The following is a 21497-nucleotide window of genomic DNA, read 5'->3' on the forward strand; positions in this document are numbered from 1 at the left end:
GTGGTGCGGGTTTCCTTGACATCAATCAAAATCAGCTTACTTCAGTTAACGCCTCTTCGACTATTTTCAGGCCTTCTTCCAATATGTCGTCTTCAATGGTGACCGGCATCAGAAAGCGAATGGAGTTGCCATACATGCCGCAACTCAGCAGTATCAGGCCCTTTTCCTTGGCCTTCGCGGTTACTGCGGCGGCCAGATCAGCCCGGGGCGTCCGGCTGGCTTTGTCTTCCACAAGCTCAAAGGCAGCCATGGGTCCCAAGTTGCGAACGTTGTCCACGTGCTCGAACTTTTCCTGCCACTGGGCAAAGCGCTTTTTCAGCTTTTCGCCCAGACGTTGGCTCATACCCAGGATGTCCTCCTGCTCGAAGACTTCCATAACCGCAAGCGCCGCAGCACAGGAAACCGGACTACCGGTATAGGTGCCGCCAAGGGAGTTGGGCCCGGAGGCGTCCATGTACTTGTCGGTGCCCACAATGGCCGAGATGGGCATGCCATCTGCCATGCTCTTGGCCATGGTCATCATGTCGGGCTCGACACCGCTGTGCTCGATGGCGAACATCTTACCGGTGCGGCCGAACCCGCTCTGGACTTCATCCACGATCATCAGCATGCCGTGCTCATCACAGATATCACGGATCGCCTTGAGGAAGCTGTGAGGCGCAGCGTAGAACCCACCCTCACCCAGAACAGGCTCGATGACGATGGCGGCGGTGTCTTTCGGGTTGGCATCGGTTTTCAGCACCATCCGGAGCCCACGCAGTGCTTCCTCTTCGCTTACGCCATGGTAGGGAACCGGGTAAGGCGCCCGGAATACGGTGCCTGGCATGGGTCCGAAATCGGTCTGGTAGGGGTTGACCTTGCCGTTCATGGCCATGGTCATGAAGGTACGGCCATGGTAACCGCCGTCGAAACAGATAACGTTGGTCTTGCCCGTTGCCGCCCGGGCAATCTTAAGCGCGTTCTCCAGCGCTTCTGCTCCGGAATTCGCCAGCATGACCTTGGCATGGCCACGGACCGGCGTCAGGTGACTGAGCTTTTCGGCCACTTTGACATAGCCCTCATAGGGCATCACCGTCTGGCAGGTATGCATGACCTTGTCCAGCTGCGCCTTGACCGCCTCCACCACCTTCGGGTGCCGGTGACCCAGGTTCAGCACCCCGATACCGCCGGCAAAATCGATCATGCGCTTGCCGTCGGCGTCCCAGAGCTCAGCATTCTTGGCGTGGTCGGCGAACTGCTCGTTGGGGCTGGCGGCGCCACGGGCAACATAACGCTCTTTCAGTGCCTGCAACTCTTTGTTGCTCATCCTGTCCTCCATTGATTTCGGCGTCAAAAATATGAGCATCAGTATGGCGCTTCAGAGGCGGATTTTCCAATCGATGCGGCCTGCTTCCGTCAATGGCGCCAGTCCCTTGTGACTTTTGCGGGTCCGGCAGAGGGGGCTGGATTAGCTTCTAGCGTCTGAACTTGGTCTCCAGCACGACCGCTGAATTGGTTCGCTCGACCCCTTCCAGGTTACCGATCGTGTCCAGGGTGGCACTGAGCGCTTCCAGCGATTGCGCCTGAACGATAGCCACCAGATCGTATTCCCCGCTAACGGAATAGAGTTGAGCTACCTGACTGATCTGCTCCAGGGCAAGATTTGTCCGCGCCGTCAGCTTCTGTCGGACCTTGATGGACACGTGGGCCTCGACCTGATTCTGTGAGTAATCACCGCCCAGCTCCAGGGTGTAACCCCGGATGACCCCACTGGCTTCAAGCCGGGCGATCCGGTGCTGCACAGTTGACCTGGACAGGCTCAGGGCTCTGGCAAGGTCTGAAACGCTCTCCCTGGCATTCTGTCGTAAAAGAAGTAAAAGACGCTGGTCCTGCTCGCTGATCATGGGCCACTCAACATTCGGGTTCGGACAGTCGCCAATCTAGCATATAGACCCTGCGCTGGCGCTTAGTCCTGCAGCAGCAGGGGCATGACCAAATGGTAATAGCTCCGGGTATCGCGCCCGAACCCGAAGGAGTGGCCAGGGAACCTTCCCGCGCACAGGCACTGGACAACGCATTGTCTAGCCCTGCAACTATGTGCTAAATATCGGTGTACAGTAGTTAACGCATGACATAACACCAAGGAGGGAGTTTATGAATCGTCTAGCAACCACCATGCTGGCACTCGCAGTGGTGCCCGCAATAGCAATGGCCGACCTTGATCTTGTCGCCGATGACTACGAGATCGAAATTCACAAAATCAGTACGGAAGGGGTCGGCGAATCCATTGGTACCGTCACCCTGCGAGACCACGAGTACGGTGTCCTCATACGGCCTGATCTCGAAGGCCTGAGCCCGGGACTCCACGGTTTCCACTTGCACGCAAACCCTGATTGCGGACCTGCGGAGAAAGATGGCGAGACGGTCGCAGGCGCTGCTGCCGGTGGCCATTTTGACCCTGACAACACCGGTTCTCACAAAGGGCCATTTGAAGAAGGCCACAAGGGCGACCTGCCCGCTTTGTACGTCAATGAAGACGGTGAAGCGACCATTCCCGAACTGGCTCCCCGCCTTGAGTTCAGTGATCTCGAAGGCCATGCCCTGGTCATTCACGAGGGCGGCGACAACTACTCCGACGACCCCAAACCCTTGGGCGGCGGCGGAGCCCGGGTTGCCTGTGGTGTCATAGAGTCCCAGTAAAGCAGACTCTTTTCAACAGTCGTAAACAGTCTCAGGTGGGCGCCTGCGTCCACCTGAGACAGGCTTGACCCGACAGGGAGAATGTAGCCATGTCCACACTCAGACAATTTGCCATACCAGCACTATGTCCGGCCCTATGGATGTCGCTCGTCCTCGCCACCCCAACGCTGGCCCAGGAAGATCCGGAAGAGGAAACCGCCCCGGCAAAAGGCGCCCTCTCGGTAGAAATGAAATCCGTTTCTCCGGCTGGAAAAGGCGAAACCATAGGCGTTATAGAGATTTCCGTGACCCTCGGGGGCCTTCTTTTCGTGCCGCAGCTCGAGCTACTCCGGCCGGGCCTTCACGGCTTCCACGTGCATGAAAACGCCAACTGCCGAACCTCCCGGAAGGAAACCGAGCCTGGCGCCACTGCCCAGCCGGTTCCCGCTGGCGAGGCTGGAGGGCACCTGGACCCGGGCTGGATAGGAAGCCACGAAGGCCCATACGGCAATGGCCATCTCGGCGATCTTCCCAACCTGTACGTCAACGAAGAGGGTATTGCAGAGCATCCGGTGTTCGCGCCCCGGCTAAGTGTTGAGGCGCTGGAAGGCACTGCCCTCGTTATTCATGGCCGGCCTGACAACTACTCGGACGACCCCGAGGAGAATGGCGGCAGCGGACGCCGGGTGGCCTGCGGCACTATCCGAGCACTGTAGTCAGAGAACGCGATCAACGCACTCAGGGCACTGCTGAGCAGAGACCTGATATCGGGTGTCTGTCGGAATGATAGCCGGTCACAAGCCAGAACCAACTCCGGTTTTAATGGCGGGCCGGCAGCTATTTGCTAATTAGTCAGTAATTCTGGTCATTTTGTTTATTTTTATAACCATTCCGATCATTATGACCCTGCAGTCTGACACTCGAATCCGCGACAATAGCCCCACATACCCGTACTCCGGGTCTACGGGCCTGTCTCGGAGAAGACATGATGATCATACGTCCGATAGCCAAACAGGATCTGTCTGCCTTGCAAGCCATTGCACGGGAATCCGGTCCCGGTTTTACCTCTCTGGTCGATGACGCTGAGTTTCTTGAGCGCAAGATAGAGCGTTCCCTGGCCAGTTTCCGGCGACCGGTGGCGAGTCCCGGCGATGAAGGCTATCTGTTTGTGCTTGAATCGCCGGACACCGGGGAAATAATGGGAGTGACCGGTATCGAAGCTGCCGTCGGCATCAAACGTCCGCTTTACCATTTCCGACAGAGCCAGCTCACACAGCGCTCGGCCAGGCTTGGCCTGGCCCGGGAATCGCAGGTGCTGAGCCTGTGTAGCCATTACACCGGCTGTTCTGAGATCTGCACCCTGTTTCTACGCCCCCGGTTTCGGCGGCCCTGGGCCGGCAAGCTGCTCTCGCGGGTGAGATTCCTCTTTATGGCACAACATCAGCAGCGTTTTGCGGAAACCGTAATCGCAGAGATGCGCGGAGTTTCCTGCCCGGAAGGCCGCGCGCCATTCTGGGAGTGGCTCCGTGAGCATTTTGTCGACATGGATTTTGCCACCGTCACCGCCATGGTTGGCGCTGGTGACAGCGATTTCATCAAGGAGCTCATGCCTCCTTACCCGCTCTACGTTAACCTGTTAAGTCCGCAAGCGCGCCAGGTCATCGGCAAGGTGCATGATCAGACCGCGCCAGCCCTGCGGCTGCTTGAACAGGAAGGTTTCGGCCACCATGGGTACGTAGATCCTTTCGATGCAGGCCCGACTGTGGAAGCAAGGCTCACCGAGATCAGCAGTGTTGCCAAGTCGGTTGCCTGCGAAATCCAGATTACCGATTCTCCGACGCCCAGGGCCGACCACGGGGCCACCGGCTCCGAGAGCCCTTTTCTGGCTGTCGCCAATAGCAGCGTCGAGGATTTCCGTGCCTCTGTTACCCAGCAGGCCAGCTATCTTGCCCATGAAAACCTGCTTCAGATTCCTTCGGCACTTGCACAGTCTCTGGCGTTACGTAATGGTGGCAGTGCACGGTTTCTGAATCTTTCGGCAGAACCGGCGACCGCCCTGCCCAGAACTGCCGTACCCCACTGCTACCAGGAGGAGGCCCGCTATGCATACCGATAGAGACGAGCTGTTTCGCAATCTGTGGAATGACTACAAGGCAGTAACGCCCTCGGCCGAGAAGATACACCGGCTACTGGCAGACACCCAGGGCGGAACCATCGTGAATGACCACATTGCCCTGCGCACCTTCGACATCGACAAGACCAGTTTGGACAAGCTGGCAGCCCACTTTCTGGCTCTGGGCTACTTCGAAGGCGGTGAGTATCATTTTGAAGGCAAGAAGCTCTATGCCAAACACTTCGAACACGAGGACCCTGCAGCGCCCAAGGTTTTCATTTCAGAGCTTCTGGTAGAAAAGTGTTCGCCTGAATTGAAAGCCATCGTCCATGGCCTGGTCGAGCAGATGGACCCGGAGGCAGTGCAGGCGGATGATTTTCTGTATTCAGGCCCCCATTGGCAGATCAATTATGCCACCTACAAGGAGTTGCTTGCGGAAAGCGAATACGCTGCCTGGGTTGCAGCCTGGGGCTTCCGGGCCAACCACTTCACCGTGAGCGTCAACGAGCTCGAACGGTTCAGCAGCATCGAAGAAATCAACCAGGTGCTGAAAGACGAGGGCTTTGCAGTGAATAGTTCGGGCGGTGAGGTCAAGGGATCGCCGGACGACCTGCTGGAGCAGTCCTCGACCATGGCCGACCGGGTTGATGTCCGGTTCAAGGATAAAATCGCAGCCATACCCAGCTGTTTCTATGAGTTTGCCCTGCGCTATCGGCAACCGGACGGCAAACTCTATTCGGGCTTTGTGCCGGCCTCTGCCGACAAGATCTTCGAGAGCACCAACGCCGGGATGTAGCTCAGCCAAGCGCGAGATTAGCCGTGCCGGCCGCTGAAGGGGGTGGTATGGTTAAACCACAGCGACAGGCAGCACAGGTGAACCATGGCCAGCGACAATAAAGACCGAAGCAAACTGGACCGGATTCTGGACGAACAGCGCAAGTACATTGCCGAGCGTGAAGGGGGCTACCGGGAAAAGGCGCTCAAACTTTATCCCTGGGTCTGCGGTCGATGCGCCCGTGAGTTCAACCACCGCAACCTGCGGGAGCTGACGGTTCACCACGTCAACCATGACCACGACTACAATCCGCCCGATGGAAGCAACTGGGAACTGCTGTGCATCTATTGCCACGATGAAGAGCACAGCAAGTTCGAGGCCTTCGTGCGTTACGGTGGGGGCTCGGAAGCAAGGCGCGAAGCCGCTACCTTCAATCCCTTTGCAGGCCTGAAAGACGCGCTGGCCAAGAAAAAATAACCCTGCGGGTTATAACAGGGCTCAGCCCTGCTGTTTCTTCTCGCGCTTTGCGACCTTCTTCTCTTTCGCCGTCATGGTCGGTTTCTTCTTCGTTTCTTTGACGTTCTTTTGTTCTTTGCTCATCTCAGGTACCCCGATCAGTAAATTCAAACTTCAGACCCGTGAAATTCTCACCTGTTGGGCGGGCGCCTAAAAGCAACTGATTGGGCTGACCAGCGGGTGGGCAATTGATATTACCACGGGCCGGCTTGTGCAATAGCGGGAAAAGTACGGATATCGAAGGTGCAAAATCAAGGCTGCCAGAGTTGAAATTCCTGCTCCACAACGCCAGAACATTCACCAGGACCCTCACGTTGAGAAATTGCATCAAAAAGGAGCCACCCATGCTACAGACCAACCCGGAAACCATCTGTCGTCTGATTGAACTTGCAGAGAGTTACCATGTGCAGGAGCCGGCCACCGATTTGGATAGCCCCGATGATCCTACCGAGGACTGGGCCCAGGAGATGCTGGTGGATACCGGTGACAACTCTGGCCTCGAGGAATTCAAGACCGTAGTCGAGGATCTGGAGCCGGACCAGCAGCAGGAAGTGATCGCGCTCTTGTGGCTAGGTCGTGGTGACTATGTGCTTGAGGAATGGGAAGAGATAGTAAAGCAGGCCCAGGAACAGTGGACACCTGAGACAGCGGATTACCTGATACAGCACCCTATGCTGGCTGACCACCTGCGTGAGGGTCTGGACCTGCATGGCTACAGCTGCCAGGACTCCAACTTCCTGAACCCGGGCTGAGAGCCAACCCTGAATGGAAAATGGAGGGGCATGATCGCCTGAGCATGCCTCCTCAGAATCAGGTCTTTCAGAACCCCTGCCCCAGCAAGCCCAGGGTACCCAGCACAATCAGATACCCAGCCACAATGTAGTTAAGCAACCTGGGGAAAAACAGGATCGCGATGCCCGCTCCCAGTGTAATCAGCGGTGCAATCTCCAGATGCAGTGTCATTGTGAAGCTCCCTCCTTTGCCACGGATAAGTCAGGGGTCTCCCTGACGTTCGGTCTTCAGCCTAACAGACTGGCTCCCCTTTGGTTATCGAAGATCCTCTCCGGCGTTCACATTCTGAAACCTAAAACTTTTAAAAATTAACAATATACAGACCGAATCCGCTCATCCATTAGCCTTGGCCGACAGTATTCCCTGGTTCCAATCCACGCCAGAGCCATAAATCCAAAGCGCTACTCATCTTTCGGACTGGCCAATATGAAACTTTCGACAACAAAGGTCTGCCACCATGACTGCACAACTCACCGTCGCTCAAAGGCTTGCTCTGAGTTTTGGGTTAATCCTGACATTGATGATCGCCATCACCCTGATCGGGATCAACCGGGTCGGATTCATTGACGAGACGCTGACCACCGTCAGCGAGGGTGCCGCAGCCAAGCAGCGTCAGGCTATCAATTTTCGAGGCAGCGTACACGACCGGGCGATTGCCATCCGGGATGCCGTGCTGGTGCGGGAAGACCGGGCTCTGACGTCCCATCTTCGCGATGTAGCCGCACTGGCAGACTTCTACCGGGACTCGGCCAGAGCAATGGAAAACCTGTTCAGCAGCCAGCAATACACCGATACCGAACAGCGACTGCTGGAGCGCATCCAGCAAACCGAAATCACCACCCTGGCCCTGACTGACCGGCTGGTCGACCTGCGCCAGGACGGTAGCATAGAAGAAGCCCGCGACTTTCTGTTGGCCGACGTGTCGCCGGCCTACAGTTTATGGCTCAAGCAGATCAACGAGTTCATCGATTATCAGGAAGACTATATACAGAGCGATATCTCCGATGTCCGCGAGGCCGCAGGCGAGTTTGAATGGACCATGCTTGGTCTGACTGCCCTGGCTCTAGTGCTGAGTGTCGTGGTGTCAGTGCTTATTATCCGCAAGCTCAAACGTACGCTCGGTGCCGAACCCCACGAGGTAGCCGAGGTCATTCGCCGGATGGCCGAGGGCGAACTGCGCCATAACATCAATACGCCGTACGAAGACAGTGTGATGGGAGCCCTTAAAACCGCACTCGTACAGATCGTCGGTACCATCAGGGAAGTGCGCGAAGGGGCGGAATCCCTCAACGGCGCCGCAGCTGAGTTGCTATCCACCTCAGAGAACAATAGCCAGCAGATTCGTATCCAGACCCGGGAGGCCGAGCAGATGGCCGCGGCCATCAACGAGATGGCCGCTTCCGTATCCGAGGTGGCTGACTACGCAGCCAAGGCAGCTTCCGCCACCCAGACCGCTGATGGCGAAGTCAATTCCGGCACCCACGTGGTCCATGACACCGCCAATGCCATCAACAATCTGGCCAAAACCCTGGAGGACGCTGCCATCACGGTTCATGGGGTTTCGAAGGACAGCGCAGACATCGAAAACATCATCGAGGTGATCAACGCCATTGCCGAGCAGACCAACCTGCTAGCCCTGAACGCTGCCATCGAAGCGGCCCGTGCAGGCACTCACGGTCGCGGCTTTGCCGTGGTTGCCGACGAAGTCCGGTCCCTGGCAACCCGCACCCAGGATTCGACCCGGGAAATCCAGGAGATGATTGCCAAGCTCCAGGTCGGCGCAGGCAAGGCAGCCTCTGTCATGGAAACCAGCCGCGACCTGGCCCGCAAGACAGTGGAACAGACGGCGGCAGCGGAACAGGCCCTGGCCAGTATCGGACGTGAAGTCGGGTCGATCAATGACATGAACGCCCAGATAGCCAGCGCTTCCGAGGAACAAAGTGCGGTGGCCGAAGAAGTGAACAGGAACATTACCCGCATCCACGATGCGACCGTTGAAACCGCGGCAGGTTCGGAACAGGTGGCTGCGTCCAGCAAGGAGCTCTCCGAGCTTGCGGACAAGCTCACCGGCAAGGTGAGTTTTTTCAAGACATGAGCCAGGGCCAGGCCGGTAGCTCAAGGTGTAACCCTGCATAACGGGTAGCCTGTCTAATGGTTGCAAATCTGTAATTACCATTCAGTAGGAATTAACGGCAACTATTGGAATAGCCATGCCTATTCCACAAAATAGTAACCTAAGGTTAACCTGAGCCAAGGAGGGCCATCGGTTGCAGACTACAGGTTCACGTCGTTTAGCATTATCAGCTTTGCTGCTTTTTCAGATACTGGCAGGATCTACCGTGCTTGCGGAAAGCACGACAGTTGAAAATGAGGAGAACGAGGCACCCAGTGAGAGCCAGCCTTATCCTCCAGGCCAGTCCCTTCTTAATGTGACCGCCGGTCAGGTAGGTATTGACCGCCATCTTGAGTCTCCCTGGCGCTATGGCGTGGAATACCGGATGGCGCCCGTCACCCGGTACCGCCTGGTGCCCTCCTTCGGGCTTGCCTGGACATCCGATGACGCCAACTTTATCTACGCTGAGCTGCGACGGGATTTCCACCTGGGCGGACGCTGGCTGCTGACCCCGAGTTTCGGGGTCGGTCGCTTCAATAGCCGGCCCAATCTGGATCTGGGTCTGCCCCTGGAGTTCCGCAGTGGGCTGGAACTGAGCTATCGCTTCGAGGCCGGCTACCGACTGGGCGCTGCCATCTTCCATCTCTCCAATGGCGGCTTATCGGAAGAAAACCCGGGCACTGAAGCCGCTGTACTTTCCTTCAGCCTACCCTTTCCATGAGCCTTAATCTTTCAAGTTCTTACCTTCGGTAACCAAGGGCAACGTTTTACTCCTTGCGGGCTCCCCGTTACCGGCCTAGCTTTAGGGAAGCCTCTCCCTCCTGTAGCCAGGGGCGTCACCCAAAACAAGAACTGAAGTCGTGCGCCAGCCCCGTTTGGTGCCGACCGTAGAGCCCAAGGAGTAGACCTGATGGCGGCACCGGTTAACCATCTGGAAGAGCGTCTTCGGGACGCGGATGATCCCTTCACGGAAATCATGCCCGCGGCCATAACCCTGGCCATGATGCTGCGGCACCGAACCATGGCCGCATGGCTACGGACCGAGTTTGCAGGCTACGGTGAGGGTGTCCAGCTTCCACCCTATCGTCTGGATATCCCCGGTCACATCGTCGCCAAGTCGCCACAGTACGGCTGGATTCCAGCTCCCGTGGACGAGACCCAGCAGCGGGAATTCGCCCATCTCGATATCAACAGTGGCGTGAAGGAGCTGGAAAAGATCTGCCTGAGCTGCAAAAAAGGCAGTGGCAATCAGGTCGCCTTCTCACCGGAGCAGCTTGCCCTGGTCCAGTCCCAGATCAACCTCAAGGCGCAGCTGGCCATAACCGTCAGTCGGGAGCATTACTGCCGGCTGTTGAGAATGATCCGATCCGCTGTCTACCTCTGGACCATGGATCTGATCGAACTGGATGCCTGTGGTGAGCACAATTCCTTCACAGAAGCGGAAAGGGCCCAGGCCGCGCACCTGGATGACCCCGAGAGGTTTTGGCGCCGGGCCATGGACGAGGAAGACAAACTGCCCATTCCGGATGTGCGCGCCGCCGGTTTCTTTGAGCGAGTTTTCGGCCGGGCAGGTTAGTGTGCCGTCTGGAGCCAGACGGGGCACCAGTCTCACTGGTCCTGATCCCCGGGCTTACCGAAGCGTCTGCCCCAGGTTTTTGCGACAGGCGCTGCAGTAACGCCGTGAGCTACCAGCGAGGCGGCCACCAGCAGGCTGGCCACAACCCAGACCTGCTCATTGCCAGTCTCCCGATGCACCAGGGCAGCATAGAACAGGGCAGAAACCCCGATGGGACCGAACCACCCGGCCAGCAATGCCATCTTCAGATCCCGCCAGCGGCCTATCATCGGCCGCAGCAACAAGATAACCGGGATTCGCCGTAACGCCAGCACAGCGAGCACCAGGCCCAGACCGCGCCAGCCCAGCTCACTCCAGTCAGACCATGGGATCATCAAACCGAACAGCATGAATACCGGCAGGGTAAAGAACAGGTTGATTGCCTCCTGGATGTTGGCCTCCTCCGCCCGTTCCTTACCGCCAACTTCCTGGTCGAAGGCCACGCCGGCGACGAACACAGCGAGTATGCTGTCCAGACCCAGCAGCTTGCCCAGCCCGAGGGTAAACAGGGTCAGGGTCAGGGTCATCACCAGAAAGGAAGGCTGGTCAATGTAGTCCCTCCTTTCAGCAAAGCGCAGACCCCATCCGGCCAGCAAACCAACCACCGCCCCGAACACAACCGCGCCGATCACCTTCCACCCGATTACCTGGATCAGCCACTCCGTCCAGGCCGCGCTGGCGTCTTTCGACAGCAGCAGAATCGGTAGCATAACCAGCGGCAGGGCCAGGCCATCATTCAGGGCTGACTCTGAGGACAGGGTATGACGGAAACGACCGGGCAGGTTCTCATGGGCAACACCTCCGGTCACGATGGAACTCGCCACCACAGGATCAGTGGCACAGACAGAAGCGCCCAGCATCAAGGCCGGCAATAGCGCAATCTCGAGAAGGCCCCAGGACAGACCGGCACTGACCAACCACATCAGGGGCATGCCGATACACAGAAGTACCAAAAGAGAGCGCGCATGAACGAAAATGTAACGTCGCGGAAGGCGCAGGGCGATGCCCATCAGACTAATGCCCAGGGTGAGGCGGGCTGCCTCCTCCAGAAGCCTCATGTCGTCGCCCCACTGGGCAGGGTGAAGCAGACCCGCTACCGGGCCTGCGAGTACGCCCACCGCAAAGGCCAGCAGCGGCAGTGAGAAAATGCTGCGGTTCAGTGGCCGGGCGAGAAGTCCCTTGATCAGTATGGACCCGCCTATCAGGGCCAGTGCCAGATTGAGTTCTGTCAAAATTACGCCTCCCTGCGCTCCGACAGAACTACTCTAACCGTTCAATGCCCTGGTTCCAAATCAGCCAGTCAGAACCCCCGGCCAACATTCTGAGGCCGGGTAGCCAGATACTCCGGTCTGGGCTTGGGGCTGCTGAACGGCTTGCCCAGCTGGTTATCCACGCTGTTGTAGACAAAGAACAGGTTGGCCCTGGGCCAGGGTGACATGTTGCGGTTGGAAGCGTGCAGGGTATTGCACTCGAAGAGCAGTAATGAGCCAGCAGGACCCACCGGTGCCGCTATGCCGTCGTCACCCGCCAACTGCGCAATGGCAGACCGTGGTGGAACACCGATGGACTGGCTTTTGAGCGAGCTTTTCCAGTTCTGCTCGGGGGTTCTGCCCACGCAGGGGACGAATTGCTTGTGGGAGCCAGGGATCAGCATCAGTGGACCGTTATAGGGATTATTCTCGGTGAGCATGATGGAGGCACTGATGGCACGCATCTTGGGCATGCCATCTTCGCTGTGCCAGGTCTCGAAGTCAGAGTGCCACTCAAAGCCACCCCCTGAAAAGCCGGTTTTGCTGTTAATACGGAACTGGTGAATGTAGACGTCGCTGCCAAGAATCTGGTGGATCATGTCCACAATGCGGGGCTCGCGGGTCATCCGGTCAAACGCCTCCGAGAACTGATGCATGGCGAATACCGAGCGTATCTCCTCGCGTCCTGCGTCCATGACCACTTCTTCCCGGTCCCTCATATTTGGGTCTTTGGCCATGGTAACCAGCTCCCCGAGAAACGAATCTACTTCTTCCGGCTGGAAAAAACCGTTGAACCAAAGAAAACCGTCGCGATCAAACTGGTCAAGCTGGGACTTTCCCAACGGCCCCGCTGTCTGCTGGGCACCCCTGCTGTGAATGACCGGCTCCTGGCGGGGAAACATCGCCTGTTCCGATTCATTACGGGTTGGGTAAAAATCTGCATGTTGTAGCATAATCAATTGGCTCCTAGCGTATTTCAGACTCCTTGTGAGCTGAGAACCTAACAAGGGGATAAACATGCTTCTACAACATAGGTTATGGTAGAGGCCCGGGACGCCCAGCACGTGGCGTGAATACACATGAGGAGTTTGTAACCAGGAGGGCTACGTGCACACCAGTTGCATCATCAAGCATTTTGAAAATTACTCGCCGTTGACTGAACGCGACCGGACGTTGTTGGCTTCACTCGAAAAGAGCCCCAGGGCCTACGCCAGGAACTCGGTATTGTGGGAACAGGGAGAACCATCGCGGCATTTCTACACGGTCAGCAAAGGCTGGGCTTATACCTATCGGAACATGCACGACGGCACCCGTCAGGTTCTCGACATCTACGTGCCTGGCGACATCGTCGGGCTCCGGGAGTTTGCCTTCAGCCATCGCATCACCGGTCTTGCCCTGCTCAGTGATGCCGAACTGTGTGCCTTCCCTAAAACCCGGCTGACCGATGTGTTTTCCCAATCTCTGCTGCTGTGCAACATTTTTTTCATGATCGCGGCCCGGGACCAGGCCATCCTGCTTGAGAGGCTGGTCAATCTGGGGCGTCGCTCCGCCCGAGAAAAAGTGGCTCACTTCCTGGTTGAAATAGCTGAACGCCTGAAGAAGACGGACGTCGACACCAGCGGCAACCTCCGCCTGCCCCTGCCCCAGGTCCTGCTTGCAGATGCCCTCGGCCTAAGCGTGGTGCACATCAACAGGACCCTGAAAGAACTGAAGAATGACAATCTCCTGTTACCCACCAATGGCGGCGTAGAGCTACTGAATATAAAAGCCCTGGAGGAAGTGGCCGGTTTCGACCCCGGCTATCTCGAAGAAAACATTGACGACATGCTCGACCACGCCCGTGAGGCCCAGCTCCGGATAGACGCCGCCTTCACTAATGCCGATGACAACTCGGAAGAGTAGATTGTCTAAAGATGGGTTCTCAGCCATGACTTGATGAGGCGCCGGTGTTTCATTGAAGTCATGCGATGGGTGTCTATGCTGCTGGGACTGAGGGAAATGGTTTTCCTGTCGCGGTCACAACGGAAGTCGAACTCCCGGGAGGCGCCCAGCGGCTCGTCTTGCGGACCATATATGTAGACGACGCAGAGTTCCAGCTTCTGGAACTCGATTTCAGGATCGGTGGGGATATGCCCATCGGTTTCAATATCCGCTTCTGCAGCTGCTTTCGTCAACAACCTCTCGAATGACCGCAGCCGGAAACAGGAGCCCGGTGCAAGAGGCCCCTGTCGTGTCGCAGTGGAAACATCCTCCTCAGGGACAGCACCTTCTTCAGGATCGGTCGCAGGCACGCTGTAAGTGCCCTGATTGGTCTTGAGACGTACCATGATGAACTGTATGAAAATGGATTCCTGGCTCATGTTGCAGATCAGGCAGGGCGAATCCAGGTCGCGAGAGCCGACGCCTTTGTTGATGAGGATCCGGGGGCGCCGCTGCCGACGGAACCCGCTATAAAGCAACTGGGCGTAGAAAACCCAGACCAGCAAGGTGCCATAATTGGCAAAGGTGGATAACAGGTCTGAATTCTGTCGCATCCATTCGAGCATTTAATGTCCTCCCTGACATTGCCGGTACACCGCCTCAGCAGACTCCGTTCAATTTCGGCCCCTTCACCTCAGGCCGAGGCTCCTGGTCGTTATTGGCCTGCTCCGGGCACGTAGCTTCCCTTTACCCGGGCATCGGTGCCTCCACGCCAGCCTGAACCATGGCGCTCAAAACCGTGGAGACCACTCATAAGCTCATGCACTGCCACATCATGGCCCAGGTTCTCCAGTTGCTCAACCAGTGCCGGGGAAACGCGGTGCTCCTCCAGTTCCAGTTCGTGGCCCTGATTGGCCACATTGGGCAGGTCAATGGCCTGCTGGATGCTCAGGTTCCAGTCCAGCACCGCCACCAGCACCTTGGCAACATAGTGGACGATGCGGCCGCCGCCCCGGGAGCCCACCACCAAACGCACCTCGCCCTCAGGGTCCATGACGATCACCGGAGACATCGAACTGCGCGGGCGCTTGTGCGGCTCCGGCGCGTTAGCCACAAGCTGGCCGTCAACACGGGGGTCGAAATCAAAATCCGTAAGCTGGCTATTGACTACAAAACCGTTCACAACGACCCGACTGCCAAAAGGCGCCGCGTTGGAGTTGGTCATGCTGACCACCCCGCCGTTGCCATCGACAATGGAAAAGTGGGAGGTGCCATAGCTGGTCCTGGGCTCCAGAATCCGTGAGACTCCGTTTTCAAGCTCGCTGTCGGGCGTTCCCGAACTTACCTCATCCCGGACCTCGTCCGGCGAGACCAGCGCGGCCCGCTCAGCCAGGTAGTCATCGGACAATAAATGCTCAAGGGGTACATCGACAAAGGCAGGGTCGCCGACATAGTGATTCACATCCGCCAGGGCAAGACGACTGGCTTCAGAAAACACATGTATTGCCTCGGCGGAGCCGGGCTCCATGGCCCCCATGTTGAAGTGTTCGAGGATGCCCAGCAATTGCAGCACAGCGAGGCCACCACCACTGGGCGGTGGCGGGCCGCAGATGGTCCACTCCCGGTAGTCGCCACATACCGGCTCACGCCGTTTGGCTTCGTAGCTGTCGAAGTCTTCCGTAGTCAGGCCACTGCCCAACAGCGACTCATTCCTCACACCGGCGACAATCGCTTCTGGTATAGCACCTTCGTAAAACGCACTCGGACCTTCCTCAGCGATGCGCTCCAGGGTATCGGCGAGGGCCTTGTTGGTAAGCCGGTCGCCATTTTCTACTGGCGTTACAAAGACAGCCTCGAGCCCGTCAAAGAGCCCCAGGGAAGGATCCTTGGCCACCTGAAGCTGCAACCGCTCGGGCACGTCCACGCCCTTGCGCGCTGCCGCAATAGCCGGCTGGATCAGGTCAGCCCAGTGCAGCCGGCCCTGTTCGGAGTGGGCAAGATGGAGCATGGCAACCGTGCCTGGCACACCGGCGCCATAACCACTGATAACGGCAAACCACAAAGGCATGGGCACCCCCGGCAGAACCAGCAACAATGACGGATCAATGGCTCCCGGTGCCGTTTCACGGCCATCGTATACCGTGATGTTACCGTCCTGCCCATCTCGGTAAACCATGAAACCGCCGCCGCCGATGCCGGTGGAAGGCCCCGCTACAAATGCCAGCATCATCTGTACTGCAACCGCTGCATCCACCGCGTTGCCGCCACGCTCGATGACTCTGACCCCCACCTCTGAGGCAACCCGATTACCGGAGGCGACCATCATCCTGGCGGGGTCGGGTTCCCCGATGTTTTCAGTCTGGTCAGACGTAACCAGGCCTGGCCAAAGCAAGGCAACAAGTCCCACCAGACCCGTCAAAAAAACTGCCCTGGTTTTTATACCGCTGTTTGTCCGGTCCATGGTGTCCGACATCCTGTCTTGTGTATGTCTGTGCCCGTCCACCGGCAAGCTGCGTCAGGCCATATTACAGGCTGTTCATGGGGACGACCTCGCCATTGCCGTGATCTTGCATCTGCCTGATGACTTCGGCATAAGGGAACATAACCGCGCAGGTCGTGTTCCAGCAAGGCTAATGTCCCGTCACCAGGACCTGTGCCGACCTGCAGGCGATCAAGTCCAACGACAAGGAGTCCCAATGCCTCAGCCAACACTGCTTGAGATGGTGTCAGGCCTTTCAGTCCGGTTCCAGCGGATCCTTCCCTTGACTCTTGTGGTTTCCCTGGCGGGCCTGCAGGCATGCTCGGCCCCGGCCGAGAGCTCCGGTGTTCCGGCACCGGGACAGAGCCCGGCAGAGCAGACCGGTGAGCGCTTCATGGTAACCGCTGCCAATCCGCTAGCGGTTGAGGCCGGGGTGGAGGTGCTGCGCAACGGCGGTAATGCCATGGACGCTGCGGTCGCGGTGCAAATGGCCCTGACATTCACTGAAGCGCCAGAGACGGGTATCGGTGGCGGCGGATTCCTGCTGTACCGGGATGGCGAAACCGGCAAGATCACCATGTACGATGGCCGCGAAAAGGCCCCGGCCGCCGCAGAACCCGACCGTTTCATGCTCTGGCAATGGCGTATGCCCTTGACCCTGGCCGTGCCCAGCGGGCTTTCCATCGGTGTGCCGGGTCTGGTGGCGATGATTCACGAAGCCCATGGGGATCATGGCTCACAGCCCTGGTCAGATCTGTTCCAGCCCGCTATCAGGATGGCCAGCGACGGCATACCCATGCCAGCACGACTGCAGCGCCAGATTGACCGGGACTGGTCACTCCGCATTCTTGCGGACACCGACAACTACTTTGTGGAGCAGTGGCAGGACGACGAGCCCCGCCTGCGGAATCCGGCGCTGGCAGAGACCCTGGGTCTGATTGCGGAGCAGGGTCCTGATGTTTTCTATACCGGTTCCCTGGCAGAAGACATTGTAAATGGCGCCGGTGACCGGTGGTGGCTATGGGGCAGTGACCTTACCCTGGACGACATGGCAGCCTACCGGCCCGAGCAACGTGAGCCCGTTTGTGGCGACTATCGGGAATGGACCCTGTGCGGCCTGGCACCACCTTCTTCCGGCGGTATAGCCCTGCTTCAGATCCTGGGGATGCTGGAGAAATTTGAAATGGGCGACCTGGAGCCAGGCAGCGCTGAAGCCATCCATCTGATCGCCGAGGCCAGCAGGCTGGCGTTCGCAGACCGCTTTCATTATGTGGGTGACCCCGCCTTTGTCGACGTCCCCTCCGAGCCACTGACCTCGGAAGCTTACCTGGCCCGGCGGGGGGATCTCATCAACCCCGAACAGGCAATGGCCGAAGCCCGGCCTGGGGATCCCGAAGGCCCCGTGTACCTTGAAGAAGAACCCGTACCAGATGAAAAAGAGACCACCGGGACCTCGCATTTCAACATTGTGGATACCGAGGGCAATATCGTCTCCATGACCAGTTCCATTGAGGCTCCGTTCGGTAATCGCAATATGGTCCGGGGTTTTCTGCTCAACAACCAGCTCACGGACTTCACCTTCAAGCCTACCTACGATGGCGAAGCAGTGCCTAACGCGGTACGGCCGAACAAGCGTCCCCGCAGTTCCATGGCACCGGTGATTGTCATGGATCCACAGGGCGAGGTCCGCTTTATTGTCGGGTCCCGTGGCGGCAGCCGTATCATCGGCTACGTGGTCAAGGCGCTGGTCGGGGTTCTAGACTGGGAGATGAGCATGCAGGAAGCCATTGCCCAACCCAACTTTCTGCATCGGGGCGCCGGTGAAGCTCTGGAACTGGAAGCAGGCACCTCGGCTGCCAGACACGCCAACGCCCTTAAGGCCATGGGCCACCGGGTCGATATCGTTGAGTTGGAAAGCGGCCTGCACGGTATAGAACGCCTGGCGGCAGGCTGGCGTGGTGGCGCAGATCCGCGCATGGATGGTGTTGCGCTGGGGGACTAGTGTCCCGTCAGCGGGGCAGCTCCGCTGTCAAAGCCTCGCTGCTGGCACAGGAATAACCCGGGTTCGCCTCTTTGGTAAACAGCACGTGCCTGCCCGGTCCTGAATAACGGGCTTCCAGGCCCAGCAATTTTTTACAGGCCCGATCGTAGAAAGCGGTTACCTGGTCGGCAGGCTCAAGTTTCAAAAGCGTATAGCTGCCGTTCGGGTTCACTTTCATTACCCGGGTTATCGACATGGCCTCGCCGGTCGGGCTGCTTACCTCTACCGATTGCTCTATCGTCTGAGGCGCAGCCCCCGGCCGTCCCACGGCCCAGATCGCAACCGGCGCAATCCCGATGATCAGCACTAACAGTGTACGTCGTCTGGTCATTTAACCTTCCCTGTTCAAACCGTAGAAACGCCCCTCTAAAATCCGTCAAGAGGGGCCATCTGTTGCTGAATCCACCGGACCCGCTGCCACAGGTAGGGCGTCGGATCGGCGGCACTCATCTTTTTCGGGCTGGGAAGCACAGCCGCCAACCGCGCTGCCTGCTGTGGGCTTAACTGGCTGGCGCTGATGCCAAAGAAAGCCTGACTTGCCGCCTCAACGCCGTAAATGCCCCGCCCGAATTCCGCAATGTTCAGGTAGACCTCCATGATTCGCTGTTTCGACCAGGAGGCGTCAATGGCCACCGCCAGCAGCGCCTCCAGGGATTTACGAAACAGGCTCCTGCCGTCCCAGAGAAACAGGTTCTTGGCGGTCTGCTGGGTTATGGTGCTGGCGCCCCTCAGCCCCCCGCCACTACGATATTCATCCAACGCGGCCTGAATGGCGTTAACATCGACGCCCCAGTGCGCCAGAAAACGCTGGTCTTCACTTGCCACCACGGCCCTGGGCATCCAGCGGGAAATGTCCTCCAGCGCCACCCAGTTCTGACGGACGCGGGCGTCATCGGCCGAAAGCTGATGCGCTACCATGAACGCTGAGGTTGGCGGATTCACGAACCGCAAGGCCACCAGCACCACGGCCACAAAAGCCAGTAGTCCGGCTGTGGCAAGAATCAGATAACGCCCCAGGCCCCATACGAATGAACGTTTTGCCACTGTTCAACTCCCTGTCTGATGTCACCTCCACTTATCACAAGTGAAGGCGGCGAATCATATCCGGAGATTTTCCCCTGAACATGGCAATACCATTACCTCTTGGTAATAATAGTGACTTTGGCGCAGACTTCCACCCCTATAACTTTGTAAGCATCAGCGACGTGTCCCGATTACGATCGAATCAGGCAATTCTTGCGATAGGAGTCCAGTTGCTCTGTCGAGCCGTACTTCTCTCCTGCGCGCGATACAAGCGGGTATACTCCGTTTAAATGCGCCTGGCCTTACCGGGGCATCGTCTCGTTCATTCAACCATTCACAATGCAGGCACAACATGATCCGTGACATCTTTAAAAGAGTGAGCATAGCGAGCTTTACGGCATTGCTTTTCAGTTCCCCCATCGCTGCCGAGACCTTTATCTTTACTGCCATTCCAGATGAGGATGAAACCAAGCTCGTCGAACGTTTTCAGGGCATGGCAGACTATCTCTCGGAAGAGCTCGATGTTGAGGTACGTTACATACCGGTGAAATCTTATGCTGCGGCTATCTCAGCCTTCCGTAATAACCAGGTGCAATTGGCATGGTTTGGCGGCTTGTCCGGCGTTCAGGCACGAGACCTCGTTCCTGGCTCTGAAGCCATTGCCCAGGGCACCGAGGATGCCTCCAATTTCGTGTCCCATTTCATCGCTCACAAGAGCGCTGACCTGGAACCGATGGACGACCTCTCTGAAGAGCTCCGCGGCAAAACTTTTACGTTCGGCTCCAAGGGCTCTACCTCAGGTCGCCTGATGCCCGAATACCACATTCGTGAAGCATTTGATGAATCACCAGACGACGTGTTTTCCCGGGTAGGCTACAGCGGCAATCACACCAGAACACTCAGGCTGGTCGAAGCCGGCACTTATCAGACCGGAGTTGTGAACTTCAAAGTCTGGGAAAAAGAACTTCAGGATGGAAATATCGACACTGACCAGGTCGGCATTATCTGGACCACACCGCCCTACCCGAACTATCAGTGGACCATTCGCGCGGGCGTGGATGAAAAGTTTGGGGAGGGATTCAAAGAGCGGGTGACGGAAGCGCTTTTGAAGCTGGACGACAGGGAGCTCCTGGACAACTTCCCCCGCACAGCCTTTATTCCGGCGTCCAATGATCTCTATGAGCCCATCGAGAAAGTCGGCAAGGAAATTGGCATCCTCGATTAAGTACGGCCATAACGGCCATAAAGGGTGCGATAGACCCGTCCGGCATTGACCGACTTTCCCTGGCCAGCATTACCGGACGGGCGCCTCAAGCTCGCAGCAGGGTTTCCAGATCCACCGGTTCCACCCCCAGATCAGCAAAACCGGGGAACTCCGGATTGACGACGTTGTCCTCCTCCATGAGAAACACCTGGTCCCGGTTCAGGGGCGGATTGGGCAAGAGACCGAGCACGGCCGCAATCCCATGCCAGACCGGAAAAGGCAGGGGCAAAAAGGGGCGTGAGCGGTGTTCATGCCGCAGAACCAGCTCGACCGCCTCTCGGTAGGTATAGACAGTCGCGCCGCCGAGCTCGAAGCACTTGCCGGCAGTGTCAGCCAGACTGATGGCGCCACGCACGCCTGCGGCCACGTCTGCCACATAAACAGGTTGCAGCCGAGTCTGCCCTTTGCCGAACAGGGGGACCACCGGCAGCCTGCTTACAAGCCTGAGGGCGTCCACGAAACCGGCATCCCGGTCGCAAAGCACGCTGGGACGCAGAATAATGGCATCGGGAAAGCGCTCAGCGACCACTCGCTCTCCCCGCGCCCGGGCCCTTACATAACTGGATGGCGACGCCTCACTGGCGCCGATACCGGACAGCTGAACGAGCCGCCCGACCCCGCATTCCCGGGCGCATCTCGCGATTCGCCCGGCTCCGACAACGTGGATCTCTTCAAAGGTCAGTGATTCTTTTTCAACGTACAGAGAAACGGCATTGACCGCCGCGTCGGCACCGGTCAGCGCTCGTGTTACGTCGTCCTCATTGCGGATATCGCAGGTGACCAACTCAACACGGCTTGATAAGCCCACGGACACCCTTGCCGGGTTCCGACAGGCGATGCGGACCTCAAACCCCTGTTCTGCCAGCTCTCTGGATACCGCCTTGCCAAGAAAACCGCTACCGCCCAATACCGTGACCCTGCGTGCGGGCATGTTTACC

General features: G+C 58.0%; 22 protein-coding genes. 12 read left to right on the forward strand and 10 right to left on the reverse strand.

The features are described 5' to 3' along the window. Positions 1-31: 31 nt before the first annotated feature. Both gabT and G7W63_RS06010 read right to left on the reverse strand, forming a co-directional pair. A complete protein-coding gene (gene gabT, locus G7W63_RS06005) occupies positions 32-1306 on the reverse strand; it encodes a 4-aminobutyrate--2-oxoglutarate transaminase (protein WP_166254643.1) in 1275 nt (424 codons plus the stop codon). 148 nt (positions 1307-1454) lie between these two features. Beyond that, a complete protein-coding gene (locus tag G7W63_RS06010; RefSeq protein ID WP_166254646.1) occupies positions 1455-1883 on the reverse strand; it encodes an Lrp/AsnC family transcriptional regulator in 429 nt (142 codons plus the stop codon). A 250-nt stretch (positions 1884-2133) separates the two neighbouring features. On the opposite strand from G7W63_RS06010, the gene sodC reads away from it, so the two are divergent. The 6 genes from sodC to G7W63_RS06040 all read left to right on the forward strand — a co-directional run bounded on the left by sodC (position 2134) and on the right by G7W63_RS06040 (position 6814). Next, the gene (gene sodC, locus G7W63_RS06015; protein ID WP_166254649.1) at positions 2134-2679 is read left to right on the forward strand and encodes a superoxide dismutase family protein; all 546 of its coding nucleotides are present in this window, start codon (positions 2134-2136) and stop codon (positions 2677-2679) included. A gap of 89 nt (positions 2680-2768) precedes the next feature. Further along, entirely contained in the window at positions 2769-3374 is a 606-nt protein-coding gene (locus tag G7W63_RS06020; protein ID WP_166254652.1) for a superoxide dismutase family protein, read from the forward strand. A 269-nt stretch (positions 3375-3643) separates the two neighbouring features. After that, positions 3644-4774, forward strand: coding sequence for an arginine N-succinyltransferase (locus G7W63_RS06025; RefSeq protein ID WP_166254655.1), 1131 nt, complete (start codon positions 3644-3646; stop codon positions 4772-4774). Next, entirely contained in the window at positions 4761-5567 is an 807-nt protein-coding gene (locus G7W63_RS06030) for a DUF1338 domain-containing protein (RefSeq protein WP_166254657.1), read from the forward strand. Before G7W63_RS06025 ends, G7W63_RS06030 begins: the two co-directional genes overlap by 14 nt. A gap of 84 nt (positions 5568-5651) precedes the next feature. Beyond that, positions 5652-6023 (forward strand): YajD family HNH nuclease, encoded by a 372-nt coding sequence (locus tag G7W63_RS06035; RefSeq protein ID WP_166254659.1) that lies wholly within the window; start codon positions 5652-5654, stop codon positions 6021-6023. Positions 6024-6406: 383 nt separating this feature from the next. Next, positions 6407-6814 (forward strand): DUF3775 domain-containing protein, encoded by a 408-nt coding sequence (locus G7W63_RS06040; protein ID WP_166254662.1) that lies wholly within the window; start codon positions 6407-6409, stop codon positions 6812-6814. A gap of 67 nt (positions 6815-6881) precedes the next feature. Here G7W63_RS06040 and G7W63_RS06045 read toward each other — a convergent pair whose 3' ends face one another. Beyond that, positions 6882-7025 (reverse strand): DUF3096 domain-containing protein, encoded by a 144-nt coding sequence (locus G7W63_RS06045; RefSeq protein ID WP_166254665.1) that lies wholly within the window; start codon positions 7023-7025, stop codon positions 6882-6884. 286 nt (positions 7026-7311) lie between these two features. Here G7W63_RS06045 and G7W63_RS06050 point away from each other — a divergent pair, with 286 nt between their 5' ends. The 3 genes from G7W63_RS06050 to G7W63_RS06060 all read left to right on the forward strand — a co-directional run bounded on the left by G7W63_RS06050 (position 7312) and on the right by G7W63_RS06060 (position 10543). Further along, positions 7312-8949, forward strand: a complete 1638-nt coding sequence (locus G7W63_RS06050; protein WP_166254668.1) for a methyl-accepting chemotaxis protein — start codon at positions 7312-7314, stop codon at positions 8947-8949. Between the two features lie 244 nt (positions 8950-9193). Then, on the forward strand, positions 9194-9688 hold the full coding sequence (locus G7W63_RS06055) for an acyloxyacyl hydrolase (protein ID WP_166254671.1): 495 nt from the start codon (positions 9194-9196) through the stop codon (positions 9686-9688). Between the two features lie 189 nt (positions 9689-9877). Then, positions 9878-10543, forward strand: coding sequence for an AbiTii domain-containing protein (locus G7W63_RS06060; protein WP_166254674.1), 666 nt, complete (start codon positions 9878-9880; stop codon positions 10541-10543). A gap of 32 nt (positions 10544-10575) precedes the next feature. Here G7W63_RS06060 and G7W63_RS06065 read toward each other — a convergent pair whose 3' ends face one another. Together G7W63_RS06065 and thpD are read right to left on the reverse strand one after the other, a co-directional pair. Further along, positions 10576-11814 (reverse strand): cation:proton antiporter domain-containing protein, encoded by a 1239-nt coding sequence (locus G7W63_RS06065; protein WP_166254677.1) that lies wholly within the window; start codon positions 11812-11814, stop codon positions 10576-10578. Positions 11815-11882: 68 nt separating this feature from the next. Continuing rightward, complete coding sequence (gene thpD, locus G7W63_RS06070; RefSeq protein WP_166254680.1) at positions 11883-12785, reverse strand: ectoine hydroxylase; 903 nt, start codon at positions 12783-12785, stop codon at positions 11883-11885. 154 nt (positions 12786-12939) lie between these two features. Between thpD and G7W63_RS06075 the strand changes: the two genes are divergently transcribed. Continuing rightward, positions 12940-13734 (forward strand): Crp/Fnr family transcriptional regulator, encoded by a 795-nt coding sequence (locus G7W63_RS06075; protein ID WP_166254683.1) that lies wholly within the window; start codon positions 12940-12942, stop codon positions 13732-13734. A 5-nt stretch (positions 13735-13739) separates the two neighbouring features. Here G7W63_RS06075 and G7W63_RS06080 read toward each other — a convergent pair whose 3' ends face one another. Both G7W63_RS06080 and ggt (G7W63_RS06085) read right to left on the reverse strand, forming a co-directional pair. Further along, on the reverse strand, positions 13740-14378 hold the full coding sequence (locus G7W63_RS06080) for a hypothetical protein (RefSeq protein WP_166254686.1): 639 nt from the start codon (positions 14376-14378) through the stop codon (positions 13740-13742). Between the two features lie 89 nt (positions 14379-14467). Beyond that, positions 14468-16213, reverse strand: a complete 1746-nt coding sequence (ggt, locus tag G7W63_RS06085; protein WP_242634327.1) for a gamma-glutamyltransferase — start codon at positions 16211-16213, stop codon at positions 14468-14470. 235 nt (positions 16214-16448) lie between these two features. Here ggt (G7W63_RS06085) and ggt (G7W63_RS06090) point away from each other — a divergent pair, with 235 nt between their 5' ends. Then, positions 16449-18233, forward strand: a complete 1785-nt coding sequence (ggt, locus tag G7W63_RS06090; RefSeq protein WP_166254692.1) for a gamma-glutamyltransferase — start codon at positions 16449-16451, stop codon at positions 18231-18233. Between the two features lie 7 nt (positions 18234-18240). Here the strand turns inward: ggt (G7W63_RS06090) and G7W63_RS06095 are convergent, their stop codons facing one another. Next, positions 18241-18603 (reverse strand): hypothetical protein, encoded by a 363-nt coding sequence (locus G7W63_RS06095; RefSeq protein ID WP_166254695.1) that lies wholly within the window; start codon positions 18601-18603, stop codon positions 18241-18243. 35 nt (positions 18604-18638) lie between these two features. Next, positions 18639-19316, reverse strand: coding sequence for a monofunctional biosynthetic peptidoglycan transglycosylase (gene mtgA / locus G7W63_RS06100; RefSeq protein ID WP_166254698.1), 678 nt, complete (start codon positions 19314-19316; stop codon positions 18639-18641). 331 nt (positions 19317-19647) lie between these two features. Here mtgA and G7W63_RS06105 point away from each other — a divergent pair, with 331 nt between their 5' ends. Next, entirely contained in the window at positions 19648-20520 is an 873-nt protein-coding gene (locus G7W63_RS06105; protein ID WP_166254701.1) for a putative selenate ABC transporter substrate-binding protein, read from the forward strand. A gap of 85 nt (positions 20521-20605) precedes the next feature. Here G7W63_RS06105 and G7W63_RS06110 read toward each other — a convergent pair whose 3' ends face one another. Then, positions 20606-21490 carry a complex I NDUFA9 subunit family protein gene (locus G7W63_RS06110; protein WP_166254704.1) on the reverse strand — a complete coding sequence of 295 codons (885 nt, stop codon included), beginning with the start codon at positions 21488-21490 and terminating at the stop codon, positions 20606-20608. Positions 21491-21497: the final 7 nt, after the last annotated feature.

The organism is Marinobacter salicampi, from assembly GCF_011074795.1.
Lineage (GTDB): Bacteria > Pseudomonadota > Gammaproteobacteria > Pseudomonadales > Oleiphilaceae > Marinobacter > Marinobacter salicampi.